The following is a 17,941-nucleotide window of genomic DNA, read 5'->3' as shown; positions in this document are numbered from 1 at the left end:
TGGTCGTACGCCTTCGCCTCGCCACCGAACTTCGACGACAGAATCGTCGTGATCGCCGCCGTCAGCGTCGTCTTGCCATGATCAACGTGCCCAATCGTCCCCACGTTCACGTGCGGCTTGGTACGCTCAAACTTTCCCTTTGCCATTTTTGATCACCCTGATAACTGATTAGAGATCTGCGTCAAACCTCGACAGGCAACCGCGCCTTTACGCGGCATGCCGCACGCCAAATACCGTGGTGCCCATGGGCAGGATTGAACTGCCGACCTCTCCCTTACCAAGGGAGTGCTCTGCCACTGAGCTACATGGGCACGAAAACTACCTGCAGACACTCATCGAGAACACCGCCCCGACAAACGCCTTATATATATGCACGCTTCAATTCGTGGAGCGGGAGACGGGAATCGAACCCGCGTCATTAGCTTGGAAGGCTAGGGTTCTACCATTGAACTACTCCCGCCCGACCATTCCAAACACGCTGGCCCGCCGTAACCGGCCACCATGATCGGAACCTTCACTTGCACGTTTTTCGAGGTCGCCTCAATATAGCCTTCAAATACAAAAGGTTATGGTGGAGGGGGAAGGATTCGAACCTTCGAAGGCAGAGCCGTCAGATTTACAGTCTGATCCCTTTGACCGCTCGGGAACCCCTCCGGCGACCAGCGAAACCCGCGATTATGGTGAGCGTTTCGTGCTCTGTCAAACACTGCTTCGAAAATTTCAGTCGGCGCCGTCGCGCAGCACGCTGAAATCGAGCGCTGCAGCGGCCGTTTGCGGGTCGGCCCGAGCCAGGCGAGGCAGCGCTCCGAATAGCGGCGCATCGAGCCGGGACGTCAACGTTGCGATCGTTGCGCCCTGCTCCAGCATCCCGTCAGGCATGGCATTGGCTACCCAACCCGCCAGACACAAGCCCCTTGCACGAATAGATTCGGCTGTCAGCAGCGCATGGTTGATGCAGCCCAGCTTGAGCCCCACCACCAGAATGACGGGTGCAGCAATCGCAGCCGCAAGATCGGCGGTGGTGTAATCGTCGTTCAAGGGCACCTGAAAACCACCGACGCCTTCGACCACCACATGCTGCGCGCGCATCGACAGCGAGCGGAAGGCGTCGAGGATGACCGCTGACGCTATTGTCCGTCCTTCGAGCTGCGCCGCCACATGCGGCGCAAGGGGTGCCTCGAACAGGTAAGGACTGGTCAGCGCCTGCGGAAGCTGCGCCCCGCTGACAGCCGCCAGCGCATCGGCGTCCTCGTTGCGCATCACCCCGTGCGCATCGCGCCAGGCACCGGACGCCACCGGCTTCATGCCGACCGCGTCCAATCCGCGCAAACGCAGCGTATGCACGAGCGCGCATGCCACCAGGGTCTTTCCGATGCCGGTGTCCGTTCCGGTCACGAAATGAGCGCGGCCCTTCAGCATCCAAAATCTCCGTTCTCCGGGCGATGCGCGACCACCCAGGCCAGTTCATAGGTAAGGGGAATGCCCAGCGGCGTCCGCTGGGCGTCGAACGCGGCACAGACTGACTGCCAGGCAGCGCGGCCCAGCGTCGCATGCCGGGCCTGCAGCGGCACACGCGAGGCGCCGATATCGCGGTTGGACTGAAGCAGTCTGCGCACGTCATCGAAATACTCTACCTGCCGTGATTGCTCGACATGATCGACGACCAGTCCGGCTGCGCCCAGCGCTTCGCGCAGGCCCGCCTCATCAAGAAAGGGCAACGTGTGGCGATGCCGATCAACCGCGGCAAAAGCCTGATCGATTTCTCGCAACGTCCCGTTGAGCACTGTGGCAAAACACATCGGAGCGCCCGGCCGGAGCACCCGGCGGCATTCCGGCAACGATCGCGACGGGTCGCACCACTGCAGCATAAGGCTGGAAAAGATCAGATCGACGCTGCCTTCACGCAGGGGCAGCGCGTGCGCGTCGGCGCACACACGGGCGTTGTCAGCCATCGGTGCGTGTGCGCCGAGCATGGCTGGCGAAAAATCGGCCGACAGCAGCAGCGCATCCGGATAGCGGCCACGCAGTCCGGCGGACGCGAATCCGGTGCCGCAGCCGACATCCAGCACGCGTCCCGCCGCAATCGGCGGCAACATGTCGAGCAAGCGGTCGCTGACCTGTCGCTGCAGACGTGCCGCCGCGGCGTAGCGGTCGGCGGCACGTGAAAAGCTGCGGCGAACAGCAGTGAGGTCAGTCATCGGCAACCACCCACTCGCACAGATCCGCGACACCGCCCTGCAGCCAGGGCAGATGCGCTGCGCCCGGAATGCGCACGCAGCACGCCGGCGCCGCGGTCGACATCCAGTCGCATGCCGCGACATCGACCACCCGGTCCTCCACGCCGTGCAGGCACAGCATGCGCGCAGACACGTCCTGCACGGCCGCTCGCAGATCGACGTCGTGCAGCCAGTGCAAACCCTGGTCGAGCGCCTTGCGGCTCGGCAGCGGCGCTTGTTCGACCAGACCGGCCATCGCGGCGCGCACCTGACGCGCATCGGCATCACCCATTGCAGACAGCGCGGCGAAACGCGTGCGCGCCTTCATCGGCGCATCGTCGAACGCATCGGCAAAGGCGTCGAAGCGTTCGGCGCTCATGCCGTGCGGCCAGTCGGATGCCTGCATGAAACACGGCGTCGCGCCGATCAGCGCCAGCTTGCGCAGCGGCGCACGGGTGGCCCAGGCCAGCGCGAGCAGGCCGCCAAGCGACCAGCCGACAACGACGTCGGCATCAGGTACCGTCGCCATCAGGTGGTCGACACAGTCATTGAATCCCGTACAGTCACGTTCAGCGTTCAGCCCGTAACCGGGCAGATCAGGTTGCACAACGCGCGCATGTCGGCCGAGCGCCTCGGCAAGCGGTGCGATCAGGCGGCCGTCCCAGCCCCAGCCGTGCAGCAGCGCAACGCGCGGTCCGCGGTCGCCGAAGGCCCGTGTGGACAGCGGCTCAGTCATGCCCGGCCTCGCTCAGCGCATGGCACAGCGCATCGAGGTGCCCGGCCGTGTGTGCGGCACTCAACGAGATGCGCAGGCGTGCCGTGCCGCTCGGCACTGTGGGCGGGCGAATGGCCGGCACCCACAGACCATGCGCCCGCAACTGCCCGGCAAGCGCCAGCACAGCGGCATTCGTGCCCACGTGCAGTGGCTGGATGGCGGTGTGCGAGGGCATCAAGGTCCAGCGCGCACCGGTCAGCCCCCGCTGCAGCCGTTCGCGGTGAGCCGCCAGCGTCGCCCGCCTGTCATCGGCTTCCCCGATCAGGCCGAGGCTGGCCATCAGTGCGCAGGCCAGCGCCGGGGGGGCCGCCGTGGTGTAGCGATAGCTGCGACCGGTCTGCATCAGCCACTCGATCAGGTCCGTGCCCCCGGCGACGAAAGCGCCCGCCACGCCAGCCGCCTTACCCAGCGTGCCGATATAGACAATGCGCTCCGACGCGAGTCCGCAGTGCGACAGCACGCCGCGGCCCTGCTCGCCCAGCACGCCGAAACCGTGCGCGTCGTCCACCACCAGCAGCGCGTCGTGCCGTTCGCACAGCGCCAGCAGTTCAGCCAGCGGTGCGATATCGCCATCCATGCTGAATACGCCATCGGTCACCACGACCTTGCGTCCCTGCGCGGCGTCGAGCATGCGCGCCACGGCTGCAAGATCGCCGTGCGGATAGCGCCGCACGGTTGCGCGCGACAACAGCGCAGCATCAACCAGCGACGCGTGGTTCAGGCGGTCCGCGATCAGCGTATCGCCGCGACCGGCCAGCGCCGGCAGCAATGCCAGGTTGGCCATGTAGCCGGTGGAAAAGAACAGCGCGCGCGCCAGCCCGGTGAAGGCGGCAAGCGCCTGCTCCAGCGCCTCGTGCGGCCGCTGGTGACCGCTCACCAGATGCGATGCACCGGCGCCGGCGCCCCAGCGGGACGCGCCTTCGCGCAGCGCCTCCACCACCTCGGGATGATTCGCAAGACCGAGATAGTCGTTGCCGGCGAAGGCAATCAGGCGCTGCCCGTCGACGACGGCTTCCGGGCCGCAGGGCGCGTCGAGCACTCCACGCGTGCGCGTCAGATCGTCGCGCGCCAGCGCGGCCAGACGTGCGCGGAAGTCGAAGGCGCTCATGCGAGTGCGGCGTCCAGCGCTTGCAGCGCGCCGCGCGCGAGCAATGCGGTCTGCGCGTCGTCGAGCACGTAGGGCGGCATGAAATACAGGGTGTTGCCTATCGGCCGCAGCAGCAGTTCGCGCGCCAGCGCCTCGCGGTAGAAGCGGCGACTGAAGTCGTCGTGTCCGGCGTCGATGTCGAGCGCCCAGATCATGCCGGCCTGACGGAAATTTCGCGCTGCGGGGTGTGCCGCAAGCGGCGTCAGCGCATCGGTGAAGTGCTGAGCCCAGACGCGGTTGCGCTGCAGGATGTCGAGCTTGTCGAACAGCTCGAGCGTCGCCAGCGCGGCGCGGCAGGCCAGCGGATTGCCGGTGTAGGAATGCGAATGCAGGAAGCCGCGCGCCATCGTGTCGTCGAGGAAGGCGTCGAACACCGCCGGCGCCGACAGCACCAGCGACAGCGGCAGCGTGCCGCCCGTGATGCCCTTGGACAGGCAGATGAAGTCGGGCCAACCGCCGCCGTCGGCGTCAAGCGACTGTTCGCAGGCGAAGAAGGTTCCGGTGCGGCCGCAGCCGACCGCGATCTCGTCGGCGATCAGATGCACGGCGTAGCGATCGCACAGCCGGCGCGCGTCGCGCAGCCAGGCGGCCTCGTGCATCGCCATGCCGCCGGCACACTGCACGCGCGGCTCGACGATCAGCGCGGCGATACGGCCGTGGTGAAGCGCAAGAAAGGCGTCCAGCGCCGACAGCGCCGCCGCGCCGCCCGCCGCCGGGCTGGGCAGCACATGCGCGCCGCGCACCATCGGCGCATAGGCGTCGCGGAACAGCGCGACATCCGTCACCGACAGCGCACCGACCGTTTCGCCGTGATAGCTGCCGGCGAAGCAGATGAACTCGTTCTTGTCGACCTGCCCGGCATTGCGCCAGTAGTGCAAAGACATCTTCAGTGCGATTTCGGTCGCCGACGCGCCGTCCGATGCATAGAAGGCGTGGCCGAGCCGGCCGCCGGTCAGTGCCGACAGTCGCTCCGACAACGCCACGACCGGCTCGTGCGTGAAGCCAGCCAGCATGACGTGATCCAGCGTATCAAGCTGATCGCGCACCGCCTGCACGATCGCCGGATGGCTGTGCCCGAACAGATTGGTCCACCAGGAACTGATGCCGTCGAGATAGCGACGGCCATCGGGCGCGTACAGCCACGCGCCCTGCGCGCGCGCAATGGCGAGCAGCGGCAGGGAACGGTCCGCGTGCCACTGCATCTGCGTGCACGGGTGCCAGACGGCTGAAAGGCTGCGGGATACGAGCGAGGGTTCTGGTGCGGACACGTGCGGATACCGGCTGCGCGCCGGCACAAGGGCATGGGCGATCACCGGCGCATCGAGGCCCACATTCTAACCGTCCGCCCGGCGTGTCGTCCGGGCGGACGGGTACATCACGCGTCGGCGAGCTTCGCCGCTGCGTCGCGCAGTGCGGTGCGCAGGCCTTCTTCCACCACCGGGTGATAGAAGGGCATTTCGAGAGCACGCTGCACGGTCATGCCCGACTGCATCGCCCATGCCAGCAGATGGGCAAGATGTTCCACGTCCGGCCCGATCATTTCGCAGCCCAGCAGGCGTCCGGAGCCCTTTTCGGCATAGACGTGCAGCAACCCCTTGTTGCGCAGCATGACACGCGCACGGCCCTGGTCCTCGAACGACACCTCGCCGGTGACGAAGCTGTCGGGCGCCAGATCCACGAAGCGGCGGCCGACCGTTGCAAGCTGCGGATCGGAAAACACCACGCCGATCGGCTCGCGCCGCAGACCGGGCTGCACCTGCGGGAAGCGCGCCGCGTTCTCGCCGGCAATCCGGCCTTCGTCCGCGGCTTCGTGCAGCAGTGGCACATCGTTGTTCGCATCGCCGGCGATGAAGATGCCGGTGCTGCCGCACTGCATCGTCGTGCGGTCGAACTCCGGCACGCCATTCGCGCCGAGCGTCACCGAAGTGTTCTCGAGGCCGAGATGCTTCACATTCGGCGCCCGGCCGGTCGCGGCGATCACCCAGTCGAATTCCTTGACGGCCGAGGAACCATCGTCGAAGTCCTGCATGAGGCGTACGCCGTCGCCGACGCGTTCGATCGAGCTGACGCGTGCGTCGGTGAACAGCGGGAACTCATCACCGAAGGTCTGCGTGGCGTAGGCCTTGAGAGCCGGATCCGAGAACGGGCCGACGAAGTGGCCGCGGCCGAACACCTCGGTGCGCACGCCGAGCCTGTGAAGCGCCTGACCGATTTCCAGACCGATGACGCCCGGACCGAATACCGCCACCGACGGTGGCAGGTCGTCCCAGTCGAACACATCGTCATTCACGATCAAGCGGTCGCCAGCACCCTTCAGCACCGGAGGTATCGACGGTGACGAGCCGGTCGCGATCACCGCGCGGCCAAAGGTGACGACCGTGTGGTCATCGACCTGCAGGCTGTGGTCATCGACGAACTTCGCATGGCCGCGCAGCTTGTGATCGGCCGGAATGTTGTCGACGCCCTTGAGCACGAAGCCGACGAAGCGGTCGCGTTCGCGCTTGATGCGCGCCATCACGGCCGCGCCATCGATGCGCACCGTCCCTTCGAGGCGGATGCCGAAGGTGTCCCACTTTTCTGTCGCATGGGCCGCTTCGGCAGCGGCGATCAGCAGCTTGCTCGGCATGCAGCCGACGCGCGCGCAGGTCGTGCCGTACGGGCCACCTTCGATGATCACGGCACGACGGCCGGCGGCGATGGCCGCGCGATAGGCTGCAAGGCCGGCAGTGCCGGCTCCGATGACGGCCACATCCACATTCACTTCATTCATGTCGTTCTCCCTGTAGCGCTCGATCAGGCCTGCACACCGTTCGATGTGCAGGCCTGATCGGACGACGGGTTGCCCCGTCATCCGGTCAGATCAGGTCGGCGACCTTACTTGGCCGACCACTTTTCCAGCTCTTCCCAGCCGCCGATGTGCTGGCCGTTGATGAACACCTGCGGCACGGTCCTGGCACCGGCGATGGCCCCCAGTGCGCGGGAGCGCTCGGTGTGCGGCAGGTTGATTTCCGCGTAGTGGTAGCCGCGTTCGGTCAGCAGTGCCTTGGCCTTGGCGCAGAAGGCGCAACCTTCGCGCGTCAGGATGGCGACCTGATCCGGCTTCTTCGCGTTCGGATTGATGAAGTTGAGCATCGTGTCGGCGTCCGACACCTTGAACGGATCACCCGGCTCCTGCGGCTCGGAGAACACCTTCTGCACGACACCGTCCTTCACCAGCATCGAGTAGCGCCAGCTGCGCTTGCCGAAGCCGATATCCGACTTGTCGACCAGCATGCCCATACCTTCGGTGAATTCGCCATTGCCGTCTGGGATCAACGTCACATTGTCCGACTCCTGGTCCTTCGCCCACTCGTTCATCACGAAGGTGTCGTTGACCGACATGCACACGATGCCGTCGACGCCATTCGCCTTGAAGGCCGGCGCCAGTTCGTTGTAGCGCGGCAGGTGGGTCGACGAGCAGGTCGGCGTGAAGGCACCGGGCAGCGAGAACACCACCACGGTCTTGCCCTTGAACAGATCATCGGTCGTGACATTGGTCCATTCGTTGTTCTGACGTACGCGGAATGTGACGTTCGGGACGCGCTTGCCTTCCTGGTTGTGCTGGCTCATTGCTGTTCCTTTCAGAGGGATGAATCGTTATCCGGAGATGCGCCGGGCGTTTTATGTACCGGTTCAGCGCATCGACGAAGTGCAGTGTGGGCGCATACACTTCAATCGTCCAATGGATTAAACTTGTCGTATTGATCGAATGTTTCGATGAAGATCTGATTTCACAGCCGACGTCTTCCACCAAAGGTCCGCGCCACATGTCTGCACTGCCCTCTCTTCGCCAGTTGCGCTATCTGATTGCGGTGTCCGAAAAGCTCAATTTCACGCAGGCCGCGGAATCCTGCTTCGTCACCCAGTCCACGCTGTCCGCCGGCATCAAGGAGCTGGAGGCTACATTGGGCGCGCATCTGGTCGAGCGCGAACGTCACTCGGTGGTGATGACGCCGATCGGCATCGAAATCGTCGACCGTGCGCGCAGCCTGCTGTCCGAAGCCGAAGACCTGAGCGAATGGGCGCGCAGCGCAGCGGAGCCGATGAGCGGCCTGCTGCGGCTCGGCGTCATCCCGACCGTCGCGCCCTTCGTGCTGCCGACGGTACTGCCGGCGCTGCGCCAGCGCTATCCGTCGCTGCGGCTCGCGCTGCGCGAAGACCTGACCAGTCATCTGCTGACCCGCCTGACGGCCGGCCAGCTGGATTTCGCGCTGATCGCGCTGCCCTACGACACGGGCAATCTGCAGGTGAAGCCGCTGTTCGATGAGGAACTGCACCTGATTGCGCCGGCCGATCGTGAGGCGGACATGCCGGGCGAAATCTCCAGGATCGATCCGGATGAACTGCTGCTGCTCGAAGAAGGGCACTGCCTGCGCGGTCACACCCTGGGTGGCTGCGGTCTGCGGGAACCCAGGACCCGCGGAATGGAAGCTACCAGCGTGTTTACCCTGGCACAGATGGTCGAGGGCGGTCTGGGCCTCGCATTGCTGCCGGAAATGAGTTTGCGCTCGGACATCCTTTCGCATATGAAACTGGTGTCGCGACGCTTTTCCGAGCCCCGGCCACGCCGTACCATCGCGCTGGTTGCCCGCAGTTCGAATGCACGGCAGGAATCATTCGAACGTATTGCCGAGCTGATCGCCGCACAGGCACCGTTGCACCTGTCAGACTCGGGCGACGGAAGCGGAACCGCCGGGCGGAGTCCGGGCTCCCAAGTGCACGAATACGAGAACCGAGAAAGGAAAGCATCATGAGCAGCATCAACATCGGCATTTCCGAAGAAAACCGCCGGGCCATCGCGGACGGCCTGTCGCGCCTGCTGGCGGATTCCTACACGCTTTACCTCACCACGCACAACTTCCACTGGAACGTCACCGGCCCGATGTTCAACACGCTGCACCTGATGTTCGAGGCGCAGTACACCGAACTGGCGCTGGCGGTCGACCTGGTGGCGGAACGCATCCGCGCGCTGGGTTACCCGGCACCGGGCACCTATTCGGCTTACGCAAAGCTCACGTCGATCAAGGAACCGGAAGGCGTACCGTCAGCCACCGACATGATCCGCCAGCTGGTCGCTGGCCAGGAAGCCGTGACGCGCACCGCTCGCAGCATTTTCCCGGCGGTTGAAGAAGCGCACGACGAGCCGACTGCCGACCTGCTGACCCAGCGCATGCAGGTGCACGAGAAGAACGCCTGGATGCTGCGCAGTCTGCTCGAGAGCTGACATCGGCGAAGCGACTGCACCGCGCACGGCCGCCCGACAGCGCCGGGCGCAGCCGTGGGGGCATTGCTCCGCTCAGCCCGAGCCAACCCACGGGTGACGGGCAGATCGTATCTGCGTCGCAATCGGGGGTTTGCCTGNGCCGGGCGCAGCCGTGGGGGCATTGCTCCGCTCAGCCCGAGCCAACCCACGGGTGACGGGCAGATCGTATCTGCGTCGCAATCGGGGGTTTGCCTGCTGCGGATGTTGGGCATCGCTGCGCTCACCTCAACCTACGGGGACGGGTTTTGGGCATCGCCTTCGGCTCACCCGAACCTGCGGCTACAACGGCGTGAGGTGTCCGTAGGTTGGGGTGAGCGCAGCGATGCCCAACGACCCCTGCATGCGCCCGGGGCTCCGTCACCCTCCGTTCAATGGCCACACATCTACCGTCGTCGCCTGGCCGGCGGGCGCATAACGCTTGCCGCGCCCAGCACCACGATGGCGCACGCGGCGGCAGCCAGCAGGATATGCGACGGGAAATGCGCACCGCGCACGACCTGCACCACACCCGCGAGCCCACCCAGCGTCAGCACGGCGAACAGCGCGCGCCGCCGCGCTGCGCCGCGCAGCACCGGCAGCACGGCCAGCCACATGAAGGCGCTCGCTGCATGGCCGCTGGGCAGGCATTTGCCCGGACCGGAATTCGTCGGCACGCTGTCGAAAAGCCGGAAAAACTGCGCCTGACCGCCGAAATCGGCCAGATACCATGGACAACTGTGTGCTGACTGCATGCGCAGCAGGTTCACCGCGACCACCGCCGCCAGCGAAGCACAGAGCACGAACGCCACGCGCACGAAACGGCCGGGTTCGCGCGCCCGCAGCCGCAACACGAATCCGGCCGCGAACAGCGCCAGCCATGCCGCCACCGACAGCCACTTGACGCCGTCGTGCAGCAGTACCGACCACAGCCAGTCGCGGCGCAGCGTGAAACCGCCGGCTGCAGCGTCGTAGAAGTGCGCCGAAAGCGACAGGTCCGTACCACTCCAGCGGTTGCTCCACACGGCCAGCACGGCGCAGACGAGCGCGACCACCAGCAGATCGGCGTCGCGCGCCCCGAGCCACCGGCTCACCGGACCTCGATGGCGTGCAGCCGCCCCTGCTTGAACGCGGACGCGGCCGTCTGGTAGTAGGCGATTGCCTCGCGCGCACGCTGCGGATCCACTTCCGTCGGCGTCGACTCAAGCGTGACCGGATCGACCTTGAAAGCGCGCACCACACGGCGCGGCGACAACACGGTGAGCAGGTCGCCGCGCAGATAGCCCAGATCCTGATAGTTGGAAATGAAGGCACGGTCGAGCGGCTCATCCGCCTCAAAGAACGAGCGGCCGAAGAAATGATCGTCGCCGTTCTTGCCCATGACCTCGATCAGCGTCGGCGCAAGATCGATCTGGCTCACCCGTTGCACGTACTCGCCCGCCTGCAGCATGTCCGGCGCATAGAAGATCAGCGGAATGCGGTATTTGGCGACCGGCAGGCGGGTCCGGCCAGCCACGGACGCGCAGTGGTCGGCTACGAACACGAACAGCGTGTCGGCGAACCAGGGCTGCCTCTTCGCCTCGCGGATGAATTCGCCGATCGCCCAGTCTGTGTACTTGACGCCGCCGCGCCGCCCGCCCGGTGACGGAATGTCGATGCGCCCGTCCGGATAGGTGTAGGGGCGATGGTTCGACGTCGTCATGATCTGCGCAAAGAACGGCTTTCCGGCGGCGGCCTTGTCATTCAGCGCCTTCAGGGCGTTGGCGTACAGCACTTCGTCGGCCACGCCCCACACGTTCTCGAAAACGATGCTGTCCTTCGGAAAGTCGGTCCGGTCGACGATCACGTAATCGTTGCCACGGAAATAGCTGTTCATGTTGTCGAAGTAGCCATAGCCGCCATAAATGAACATCGGCACGACACCCTGTGGCTCCAGCAACTCGCCCAGCGTGGACAGATTGTTGTTGTGGGTGCGGCGGACGATGGCCTGCCCGGGTACCGGTGGCGTGCCCAGCGACAGCGCTTCGAGCCCGCGTACCGTACGCGTGCCGGTGGCATACACCTCCGTGAAGCGCAGCCCATCGGCCGCCAGACGGTCCAGTTCGGGCGTCAAGCCCGCGGTCGAGCCATATGCGCCGACGAACTCCGCCGACATGCTTTCGATCGTCACCAGCACGACATTGCGCGGCCTGCGGCTGAACGGCACCTTGTCGTGCGGCGGATCGTCCATCGCACTCGGCCTGTCCGGCGACGACAGCGGCAGTCGTTCGACATGCAGGTCGAGCAGCACCTCGTCGGCTTCTTCCTGCGGCAAGGTGGCATACCAGCGCTCGTAATCGAGCTCGTTGCGGCGCATCGCGGCCGCAAATGCGTACAACCCGTTACCGGCCAGCTCGTCGGCATAGGCGTTGCCGCTGCCTTCCATCTGTTCCAGCGCCGCAAAGCTCCAGGAAGCCGCCGGCAGCGCCAGTGCGCCCGCCAGCATCGCCAGCCGCACAGCGGGCCGGCGCGGCGCGGCGACGAACCCGACCAGACGGCTCACCCCGAACACGATCAGTGCCGCGACAAGCGCGATGCCGCCGACGATCAGTCCGACCGGGTAGGACTGCATGATGTTGCCGATCACTTCCTGCGTGTAGATCAGGTAATCCACCGCGATGAAGTTGAAGCGGGTCGAAAACTCCTCCCAGAACACGACTTCGGACACTGCACCGAACAGCAGCAACGCGGCCATCAGCCACAGCGCCCCCCAGCGCAGCCGGCCCATGAACCGGCTCGCCCGCAGACGGGCCGGCAGCAGTGCCGACAGCACGAGCAGCGGCGCCACCAGCCAGGCGAGCACGGCCAGGTCGAACCACAGTCCACGCACGAACACGTGCGGCGTGGCCGCACTGATGTCGCCCGGGCCGGCGATGCCCCAGAGCAGCAGACGCAGCAAGGTCCAGATGGTGACGGTCAGCAGGGACGCAACGAGCAGGAAGGGCAGTGCGCGCCGGCGCGGCGCAGGTCGTATCGATGTCATGAAGGGGCGGATACCGTGGCAGGACGCTCACCGAACCTTTTGTACAGGATGGGTAGCAGCAGAAGTGTTAACGCCGTACAAGAAATGAGCCCGCCGATGACCACGATGGCGAGCGGCCGCTGGATCTCCGACCCGGGGCCGGTGGCGAACAGCAGCGGCACCAGACCGAGTGCGGCCATCGACGCAGTCAGCAGCACCGGGCGCAACCTGCGCTGGGCGCCATTGACCACCGCGTCGAGCATGCTCTGGCCAGCCGCCCGCAGCTGATTGAAGTAGCTCACCAGCACGACGCCGTTGAGCACCGCGATGCCGAGCAGCGCGATGAAGCCGACCGACGCCGGCACCGACAGGTACTCGCCTGAGATGCCCAGCGCGAATACGCCGCCGATCATCGCGAACGGAACGTTGGCCATCACCAGTGCCGCCTGTCGCAGCGAATCGAAGGTGCTGTACAGGATGAGGAAAATCAGCACCAGCGCCAGCGGCACAACAAGGGCGAGGCGCTGCGCGGCGCGCTGCTGGTTCTCGAACTCGCCGCCCCAGGTGAGTCGGTAGCCGGTGGGCAGCTCGACCTTCTGCAGCACCTGGGCGCGCGCATCCTCGACGAAGCCGACCAGATCGCGACCGCCCACATTCGCGATCACGACCATGTTGCGACTGCCCAGCTGACGGTTGATCTGCACCGGTCCGCCCACGCGTTCGAAGCGCGCCAGCTGGCCCAGTGCGATGCGGCCGCCGCCCGGCAGTGCCACCGGCATCTGGACCAGCTCTTCCGACGCGCCGGCGCTGCCGGTGGAGCGGATGATCAGCGGGTAGCGCCGATCCAGTTTCTGGATCAACCCGACCCGCTCGCCCTCGATCTGCATGCGCAGGGTGGCCGCCAGCGCATCGACGTCGAGGCCTGCGCGCGCCAGTGCGTCGGTGTCCGGCAGCACGCGCAGATACTGCACGCCCTCGTTGCGCACGAAGAACACGTCCTCGGCGCCCGGAATGGCGCGCAGCACGTCGGCAATTTCGCCCGCCTTGTGGTTCAGCGTGTCGATGTCCGGCCCGAACAGCCGGATCGCCAGATCGCCGCGCACGCCCAGAATCATTTCCGACACGCGCATTTCGATCGGCTGGGTGAAGGCATAGGCCACGCCGGGGAATTCCGCCAGCAGATCGCGGATGCGGTGGATGATGGCGGGCTTGTCGGCGCCGGGCGCCAGACTGATGAAGGTGTCGGTCTGGTTCAGGCCCATCGGGTCGAGACCGATTTCATCCGACCCGGCGCGTGCCACGATCTGCGTCGCCTCGGGCACGATGTCCTTCAGCGCCTTCTGGAAGCGGGTGTCGATGTCGAGCGAGGCATCGAGGCTGATCGACGGCAGCTTTTCCAGCTGCACGATGAGACTGCCCTCATCCATGGTCGGCATGAAGGTCTTGCCCAGCCCCACGTAGACGACTACGGCGGCGACGAACAGCAGGCCGGCAATGCCGCCGACGATGCGTGGTGCGGCCAGCGCGCGCTGCAGCAGCGGCGCGTACAGCTTCGACAGCGTGCGCGGCAGCCACGGGTCGGCGTGCGAGCGCGCGTTCAGCATCATGCGCGCCAGCAGCGGAATGACGGTCAGCGACAGCAGCAGCGAGCCGGCCAGTGCGAACACGATGGTCAGTGCAACCGGCGCAAACAGCTTGCCCTCCAGTCCCTGCAGGCTCAGCAGCGGCACGAACACCAGCGCGATGATGACGATGCCGGCAGTGGTCGGCACCGCCACCTCGCGCACCGCCTCGAGCACCACGTCACGACGCGGCCGGTCCGCCGCACCGGGTTCGTGCAGGTGGGCGACCACGTTCTCGACCACCACCACCGCCGCGTCGACCAGCAGGCCGATGGCGATCGCCAGCCCGCCCAGACTCATCAGGTTGGCCGACAGGCCGGCGAAGTGCATCAGCAGGAAGGTCCACAGCGCGGACAACGGCAGCACCACCGCCACGGCCAGCGCCGCGCGCGCATTGCCGAGGAACAGGAAGAGCAGGATGAGCACCAGCACCACCGCCTCGATCAGCGCCTTGGTCACCGTGCCGACCGCACTCGATACCAGCTCGCCGCGATCGTAGAACGGGATCACCTTCACGCCTGCCGGCAGGCTGGGCGCGATCTCGTCGAGCCGCGCCCGCACGCCGCGCACCACCTCCTGCGCATCGGCGCCACGCAGGCCGAGCACCAGTCCCTGCACGGTTTCGCCCTCACCGTTGTGCGTCACGCCGCCCATGCGGGTCAGCGCGCCGAGCCGCACCTCGGCCACGTCGGCGATGCGCACCTGCGCCTGAGGCGTCGCGTGCACCACCAGCCGGCCGATGTCGTCGAGCGATTCGAGCCGCCCCTGCACCCGCACCAGCAAGGTTTCCTCGCCTTCGTTGATGCGACCGGCGCCGTCGTTGCGGTTGAAGCGCTCCAGCGTGGCACGCAGCTCGTCCAGCGTGATGCCGGTGGCCGCCATGCGCGCCGCGTCGGGCACCACCTCGTAGGCCGTGGCCAGCCCGCCCAGCACATTCACGTCCGCCACGCCGCGCACCGTGCGCAGCGCCGGACGGATCACCCAGTCGAGCAGGCCACGCCGTTCGGCCAGCGACAGGTCGCCTTCGACCGTGAACATGAACATTTCGCCCAGCGGCGTGGTGATCGGCGCCAGACCCCCGGTCAGTCCGGGCGGCAGGTCGCCCATGATGCCGGTGAGCCGCTCGCTGACCTGATTGCGCGCCCAGTAGATGTCGGTGCCGTCCTCGAAATCGATGGTGATGTCGGTCAGGCCGTACTTGCTGGTCGAGCGCAGCATGGTCTGTTTCGGCAGACCGAGCATTTCGATCTCGACCGGTGTGGTCACCCGCGCCTCCATCTCTTCGGGCGTCATGCCGGCCAGCTTGACGATGATCTTGACCTGCGGGGCCGACACGTCGGGAAAGGCATCGATCGGCAACTTCGTCATCGACCAGGCACCGGCCGCCATCAGCAACAGCGCGGCCAGTATCGTCAGCAGCGGTCGCGCGAGCGCGCCGCGCGTCAGGGCGTCGAGCATCATTCCGCTCCCTTGCCCAGCCAAACCGCCTTCAGCGCGGCCACTCCGCTGACCGCGACCGCGGCCTTTGCGTCCAGTGCGCCGCTGACCGTGGCGCGACCCGCGTCCTGCGACAGCGCCTGCACCTCGACTGCGCGGAAGCCCTGCGCGGTGCGCGAAAACACCCAGGTCCGGCCGTCGTGATGGGTGACTGCCGCAGCCGGCACGGTCCATGCATCGGTCGCCGGCTGTGAGCGCCGCGCCTTGACCCACAGGCCCGGCCGCAGCGAAGACGGCGCAGGTGGCAGTGCGGCGCGGACGCGCACCGTCTGCGTCGTGTCGGCAGCGCCCCAGCCGATCTGCGTCACGCGCGCCTGCTCGCCCGACGGCTCCACCAGCAGGACGTCGCCTTCGCGCACGTCCTGTGCCTGCGCCACCGTCAGGTTCAGTTCGAGCATCAGCTTGCGTGCATCGGCCAGCCGCAGCAGCGCATCGGCCTCGTCCACGCGCTGACCGGGCAGCACCATGCGTTCGAGCACGGTTGCCGCCGCTTCGGCACGCACCTGCACGCGACCGCTCGATGCGTCGGCGGCCGACACGCCCAGCAGGCGCAGTCGCGACTGCGCGGCGCCGTATGCGGCATCGGCCTGCGCGGCCGCATTTTCGGATTCGCGCACACGGCGCTCGGCGATCAGGCCTTCGGCATGCAGCGCCCGGTCGCGCTCCAGATTGCTGCGCGCAAGCGCCGCAGCGGAACGCGCCTGGGCCAGCGCAGCGCCCTGTTCGGGCAGACCGGCGCTGCGCAGTTCCACCAGCACGGCATTCGCCGCGACCTGCTGGCCTTCGACCACCGGCACGCGCACCACGACGCCACCGGCGGGAGCGGTCACCACCCATTCGCCGTCGGCCGACGCCACGACGCGCGCCGACCAGGGCGCCGCGCTGGCCTGCGCCGCCGGTACCGGTGCCGCATCGCGGATGCCCAGTCGTTCGATCTGTGTCGCATCGAGCGCGATGTCGGCCGCATGGAGGGAGGACGTCAGCGCGAGCAGACAGGACACAACGAACACATGTTTCACGGCAGGATTCCCAGACTGTTGTTGTAGCGCGCCACGGCGCGCTCATGGGCGATGTCGGCCAACGCGGCCGCACGGCGTGCGTTGGCGGCGCGCGCCTCGACCAGCAGGCGCTCGGCGAGCGAACTTTCACCGAGCCGGTAGGCGCGGCGGGCAAGCTCGACTTCGCGTTCGGCGACCGCCTTCTGCCCGGCGGCCAGTTGCAGCGCCTGTTCGCGGGCGTGCAGTTCATGTTCGGCTTCGTGCAGCACCAACGTGGCCATGCGCAGCGCCAGCGCAAGATCGTCCTCGGCGCGGGCCAGATCGAGCTGCAGTGGCGACAGGGTGGCTGCGCGATGCACCTCGCCGCCGAATGGAATCGACAGGGTGGCGCCGACGCTGTCGGTCACCGGGCTGTCGGGCGACTTTTCGGACCGCATGCCGACCAGGATGCGCGGCGCACCGCTGCCCTGGGCCTGCACGCTGGCCAGCGCACTGCGCGCCCGTTCGAGCGCAGCCTGCGCCGTCAGCACCGGCGGATAGCCGGTCGCCGCGTCCGCCATTGGCGCGCGCGCAACCGGCTCACGTGCCGTCGCCGGCAGCGCCGGCAAGCCGGTCAGCGTGGCCCAGCCGAACACGCTGTGCGCCAGTTCGACCTGAGCCTCGTAACGGGCGGCGTCGCGCTCGCGCCGGGCCGCTTCGGCCGACAATACTTCGACCGGCGCCGCGTCCCCGGCGCGAACGCGTTTCGACACATCGTCTTCCAGCGCGCGATACAGCTCGACATCGGCATCAGCCAGCTTCACCTCGGTTTCCGCCTGCAAGACGCGCCACAGGGTTTCCCGCAGATCGCCCGCCACGCGCCAGCGGTGGATGCGCAGTTCCTCGTCGGACAGCAGGCGACCGGCGTCGGCCTCGCGGCGCAGCGCGTCGCGCTGGCCGGATCGCCACAAGGGCAGGTCCAGCCCGGCTTCCAGTTCGCGCACGCCGGCCGCGCGGCCGGGCAGGCGATCGGTCTGGTAGCGCATGTGCAGCGCCGGCGGTGCCGACAGCACGCTGCCGGCACGTTCGGTCAGCACCCGGGATTCGGACAGCCTGGCCTGCGGAAGCTGGGTGCCGGGCGCCCGGCCAAGCGCGGCAGAAAAGGCGCCCGACAGCGTGAGTGCGGCGTCACGCTCGACCGTCTGCTCATGCTCTTCGGCGTGCGAAGCCGCGGCGAGGGGCACAGATTGCGCATAAACCGGTGGCGTCAGCCACAGGGCGGACAGCAGGCAGCACAGCAGGGCGGAACGCATGGGCGCACGACGGGCGGAGGAAGACATGCAACAGCTTGCACAGCGACGGATTGCCGGCAGGTGGACACAACATGAACATCCGTTCATGTTGCGGCAAGGTGGTTCGACGCAGGCA

Annotated in this window: 15 protein-coding genes and 3 tRNA genes; 2 read left to right on the top strand and 16 right to left on the bottom strand. The window is 66.9% G+C overall.

What is annotated here, in order from left to right; translation table 11 throughout:
- From NMQ16_RS12600 to NMQ16_RS12550, 11 genes are all read right to left on the bottom strand, one after another.
- The coding region (locus tag NMQ16_RS12600) for a GTP-binding protein (RefSeq protein WP_019915264.1) at positions 1-146 on the bottom strand (146 nt) is incomplete at its 3' end.
- Between the two features lie 90 nt (positions 147-236).
- A tRNA-Thr gene (locus NMQ16_RS12595) sits at positions 237-311 on the bottom strand.
- 75 nt (positions 312-386) lie between these two features.
- Positions 387-460 (bottom strand) — tRNA-Gly (locus tag NMQ16_RS12590).
- A gap of 109 nt (positions 461-569) precedes the next feature.
- A tRNA-Tyr gene (locus NMQ16_RS12585) sits at positions 570-654 on the bottom strand.
- Between the two features lie 66 nt (positions 655-720).
- Complete coding sequence (bioD, locus tag NMQ16_RS12580; protein WP_257081070.1) at positions 721-1,419, bottom strand: dethiobiotin synthase; 699 nt, start codon at positions 1,417-1,419, stop codon at positions 721-723.
- Positions 1,413-2,198: a methyltransferase domain-containing protein gene (locus tag NMQ16_RS12575; RefSeq protein ID WP_257081069.1), complete on the bottom strand. Its 786-nt coding sequence runs from the start codon at positions 2,196-2,198 to the stop codon at positions 1,413-1,415. The genes bioD and NMQ16_RS12575 overlap by 7 nt, the downstream gene beginning before the upstream one ends.
- Positions 2,191-2,952 (bottom strand): alpha/beta fold hydrolase, encoded by a 762-nt coding sequence (locus tag NMQ16_RS12570; RefSeq protein ID WP_257081066.1) that lies wholly within the window; start codon positions 2,950-2,952, stop codon positions 2,191-2,193. The genes NMQ16_RS12575 and NMQ16_RS12570 overlap by 8 nt, the downstream gene beginning before the upstream one ends.
- Positions 2,945-4,099 (bottom strand): 8-amino-7-oxononanoate synthase, encoded by a 1,155-nt coding sequence (gene bioF, locus NMQ16_RS12565; RefSeq protein ID WP_257081065.1) that lies wholly within the window; start codon positions 4,097-4,099, stop codon positions 2,945-2,947. The genes NMQ16_RS12570 and bioF overlap by 8 nt, the downstream gene beginning before the upstream one ends.
- Positions 4,096-5,406, bottom strand: coding sequence for an adenosylmethionine--8-amino-7-oxononanoate transaminase (locus tag NMQ16_RS12560; protein WP_257081063.1), 1,311 nt, complete (start codon positions 5,404-5,406; stop codon positions 4,096-4,098). Before NMQ16_RS12560 ends, bioF begins: the two co-directional genes overlap by 4 nt.
- A gap of 107 nt (positions 5,407-5,513) precedes the next feature.
- Entirely contained in the window at positions 5,514-6,908 is a 1,395-nt protein-coding gene (locus tag NMQ16_RS12555; RefSeq protein WP_257081062.1) for a dihydrolipoyl dehydrogenase, read from the bottom strand.
- Positions 6,909-7,012: 104 nt separating this feature from the next.
- The gene (locus NMQ16_RS12550; RefSeq protein ID WP_257081060.1) at positions 7,013-7,747 is read right to left on the bottom strand and encodes a glutathione peroxidase; all 735 of its coding nucleotides are present in this window, start codon (positions 7,745-7,747) and stop codon (positions 7,013-7,015) included.
- Positions 7,748-7,944: 197 nt separating this feature from the next.
- Between NMQ16_RS12550 and NMQ16_RS12545 the strand changes: the two genes are divergently transcribed.
- Positions 7,945-8,931, top strand: a complete 987-nt coding sequence (locus NMQ16_RS12545; protein ID WP_257081059.1) for a hydrogen peroxide-inducible genes activator — start codon at positions 7,945-7,947, stop codon at positions 8,929-8,931.
- Positions 8,928-9,401, top strand: coding sequence for a Dps family protein (locus tag NMQ16_RS12540; protein WP_069039280.1), 474 nt, complete (start codon positions 8,928-8,930; stop codon positions 9,399-9,401). Before NMQ16_RS12545 ends, NMQ16_RS12540 begins: the two co-directional genes overlap by 4 nt.
- A 422-nt stretch (positions 9,402-9,823) precedes the next feature.
- On the opposite strand, the gene NMQ16_RS12535 is transcribed toward NMQ16_RS12540, so the two are convergent.
- From NMQ16_RS12535 to NMQ16_RS12515, 5 genes are read right to left on the bottom strand one after another with little or no spacing between them, the layout of a single operon-like run.
- The gene (locus NMQ16_RS12535) at positions 9,824-10,510 is read right to left on the bottom strand and encodes a phosphatase PAP2 family protein (RefSeq protein ID WP_257081058.1); all 687 of its coding nucleotides are present in this window, start codon (positions 10,508-10,510) and stop codon (positions 9,824-9,826) included.
- A complete protein-coding gene (locus tag NMQ16_RS12530) occupies positions 10,507-12,438 on the bottom strand; it encodes an LTA synthase family protein (protein ID WP_257081057.1) in 1,932 nt (643 codons plus the stop codon). Before NMQ16_RS12530 ends, NMQ16_RS12535 begins: the two co-directional genes overlap by 4 nt.
- Positions 12,435-15,497, bottom strand: coding sequence for an efflux RND transporter permease subunit (locus tag NMQ16_RS12525; RefSeq protein ID WP_257081056.1), 3,063 nt, complete (start codon positions 15,495-15,497; stop codon positions 12,435-12,437). The genes NMQ16_RS12530 and NMQ16_RS12525 overlap by 4 nt, the downstream gene beginning before the upstream one ends.
- The gene (locus NMQ16_RS12520; protein WP_257081054.1) at positions 15,497-16,555 is read right to left on the bottom strand and encodes an efflux RND transporter periplasmic adaptor subunit; all 1,059 of its coding nucleotides are present in this window, start codon (positions 16,553-16,555) and stop codon (positions 15,497-15,499) included. Before NMQ16_RS12520 ends, NMQ16_RS12525 begins: the two co-directional genes overlap by 1 nt.
- Complete coding sequence (locus NMQ16_RS12515) at positions 16,552-17,826, bottom strand: TolC family protein (protein ID WP_257081053.1); 1,275 nt, start codon at positions 17,824-17,826, stop codon at positions 16,552-16,554. Before NMQ16_RS12515 ends, NMQ16_RS12520 begins: the two co-directional genes overlap by 4 nt.
- Positions 17,827-17,941 lie beyond the last annotated feature (115 nt).

Origin of the sequence: Methyloversatilis sp. XJ19-49 (genome assembly GCF_024580145.1) — a bacterium.
GTDB lineage: Bacteria > Pseudomonadota > Gammaproteobacteria > Burkholderiales > Rhodocyclaceae > Methyloversatilis.
This window is presented reverse-complemented; position numbering and strand designations above follow the sequence as displayed.

Bases quoted from the DNA above. Each gene is read 5' to 3' on its own strand.
- bioD (WP_257081070.1), bottom strand. From the start codon at position 1,419: ATGCTGAAGGGCCGCGCTCATTTCGTGACCGGAACGGACACCGGCATC.
- NMQ16_RS12575 (WP_257081069.1), bottom strand. From the start codon at position 2,198: ATGACTGACCTCACTGCTGTTCGCCGCAGCTTTTCACGTGCCGCCGAC.
- NMQ16_RS12570 (WP_257081066.1), bottom strand. From the start codon at position 2,952: ATGACTGAGCCGCTGTCCACACGGGCCTTCGGCGACCGCGGACCGCGC.
- bioF (WP_257081065.1), bottom strand. From the start codon at position 4,099: ATGAGCGCCTTCGACTTCCGCGCACGTCTGGCCGCGCTGGCGCGCGAC.
- NMQ16_RS12555 (WP_257081062.1), bottom strand. From the start codon at position 6,908: ATGAATGAAGTGAATGTGGATGTGGCCGTCATCGGAGCCGGCACTGCC.
- NMQ16_RS12550 (WP_257081060.1), bottom strand. From the start codon at position 7,747: ATGAGCCAGCACAACCAGGAAGGCAAGCGCGTCCCGAACGTCACATTC.
- NMQ16_RS12545 (WP_257081059.1), top strand. From the start codon at position 7,945: ATGTCTGCACTGCCCTCTCTTCGCCAGTTGCGCTATCTGATTGCGGTG.
- NMQ16_RS12540 (WP_069039280.1), top strand. From the start codon at position 8,928: ATGAGCAGCATCAACATCGGCATTTCCGAAGAAAACCGCCGGGCCATC.
- NMQ16_RS12530 (WP_257081057.1), bottom strand. From the start codon at position 12,438: ATGACATCGATACGACCTGCGCCGCGCCGGCGCGCACTGCCCTTCCTG.
- NMQ16_RS12525 (WP_257081056.1), bottom strand. From the start codon at position 15,497: ATGCTCGACGCCCTGACGCGCGGCGCGCTCGCGCGACCGCTGCTGACG.
- NMQ16_RS12515 (WP_257081053.1), bottom strand. From the start codon at position 17,826: ATGCGTTCCGCCCTGCTGTGCTGCCTGCTGTCCGCCCTGTGGCTGACG.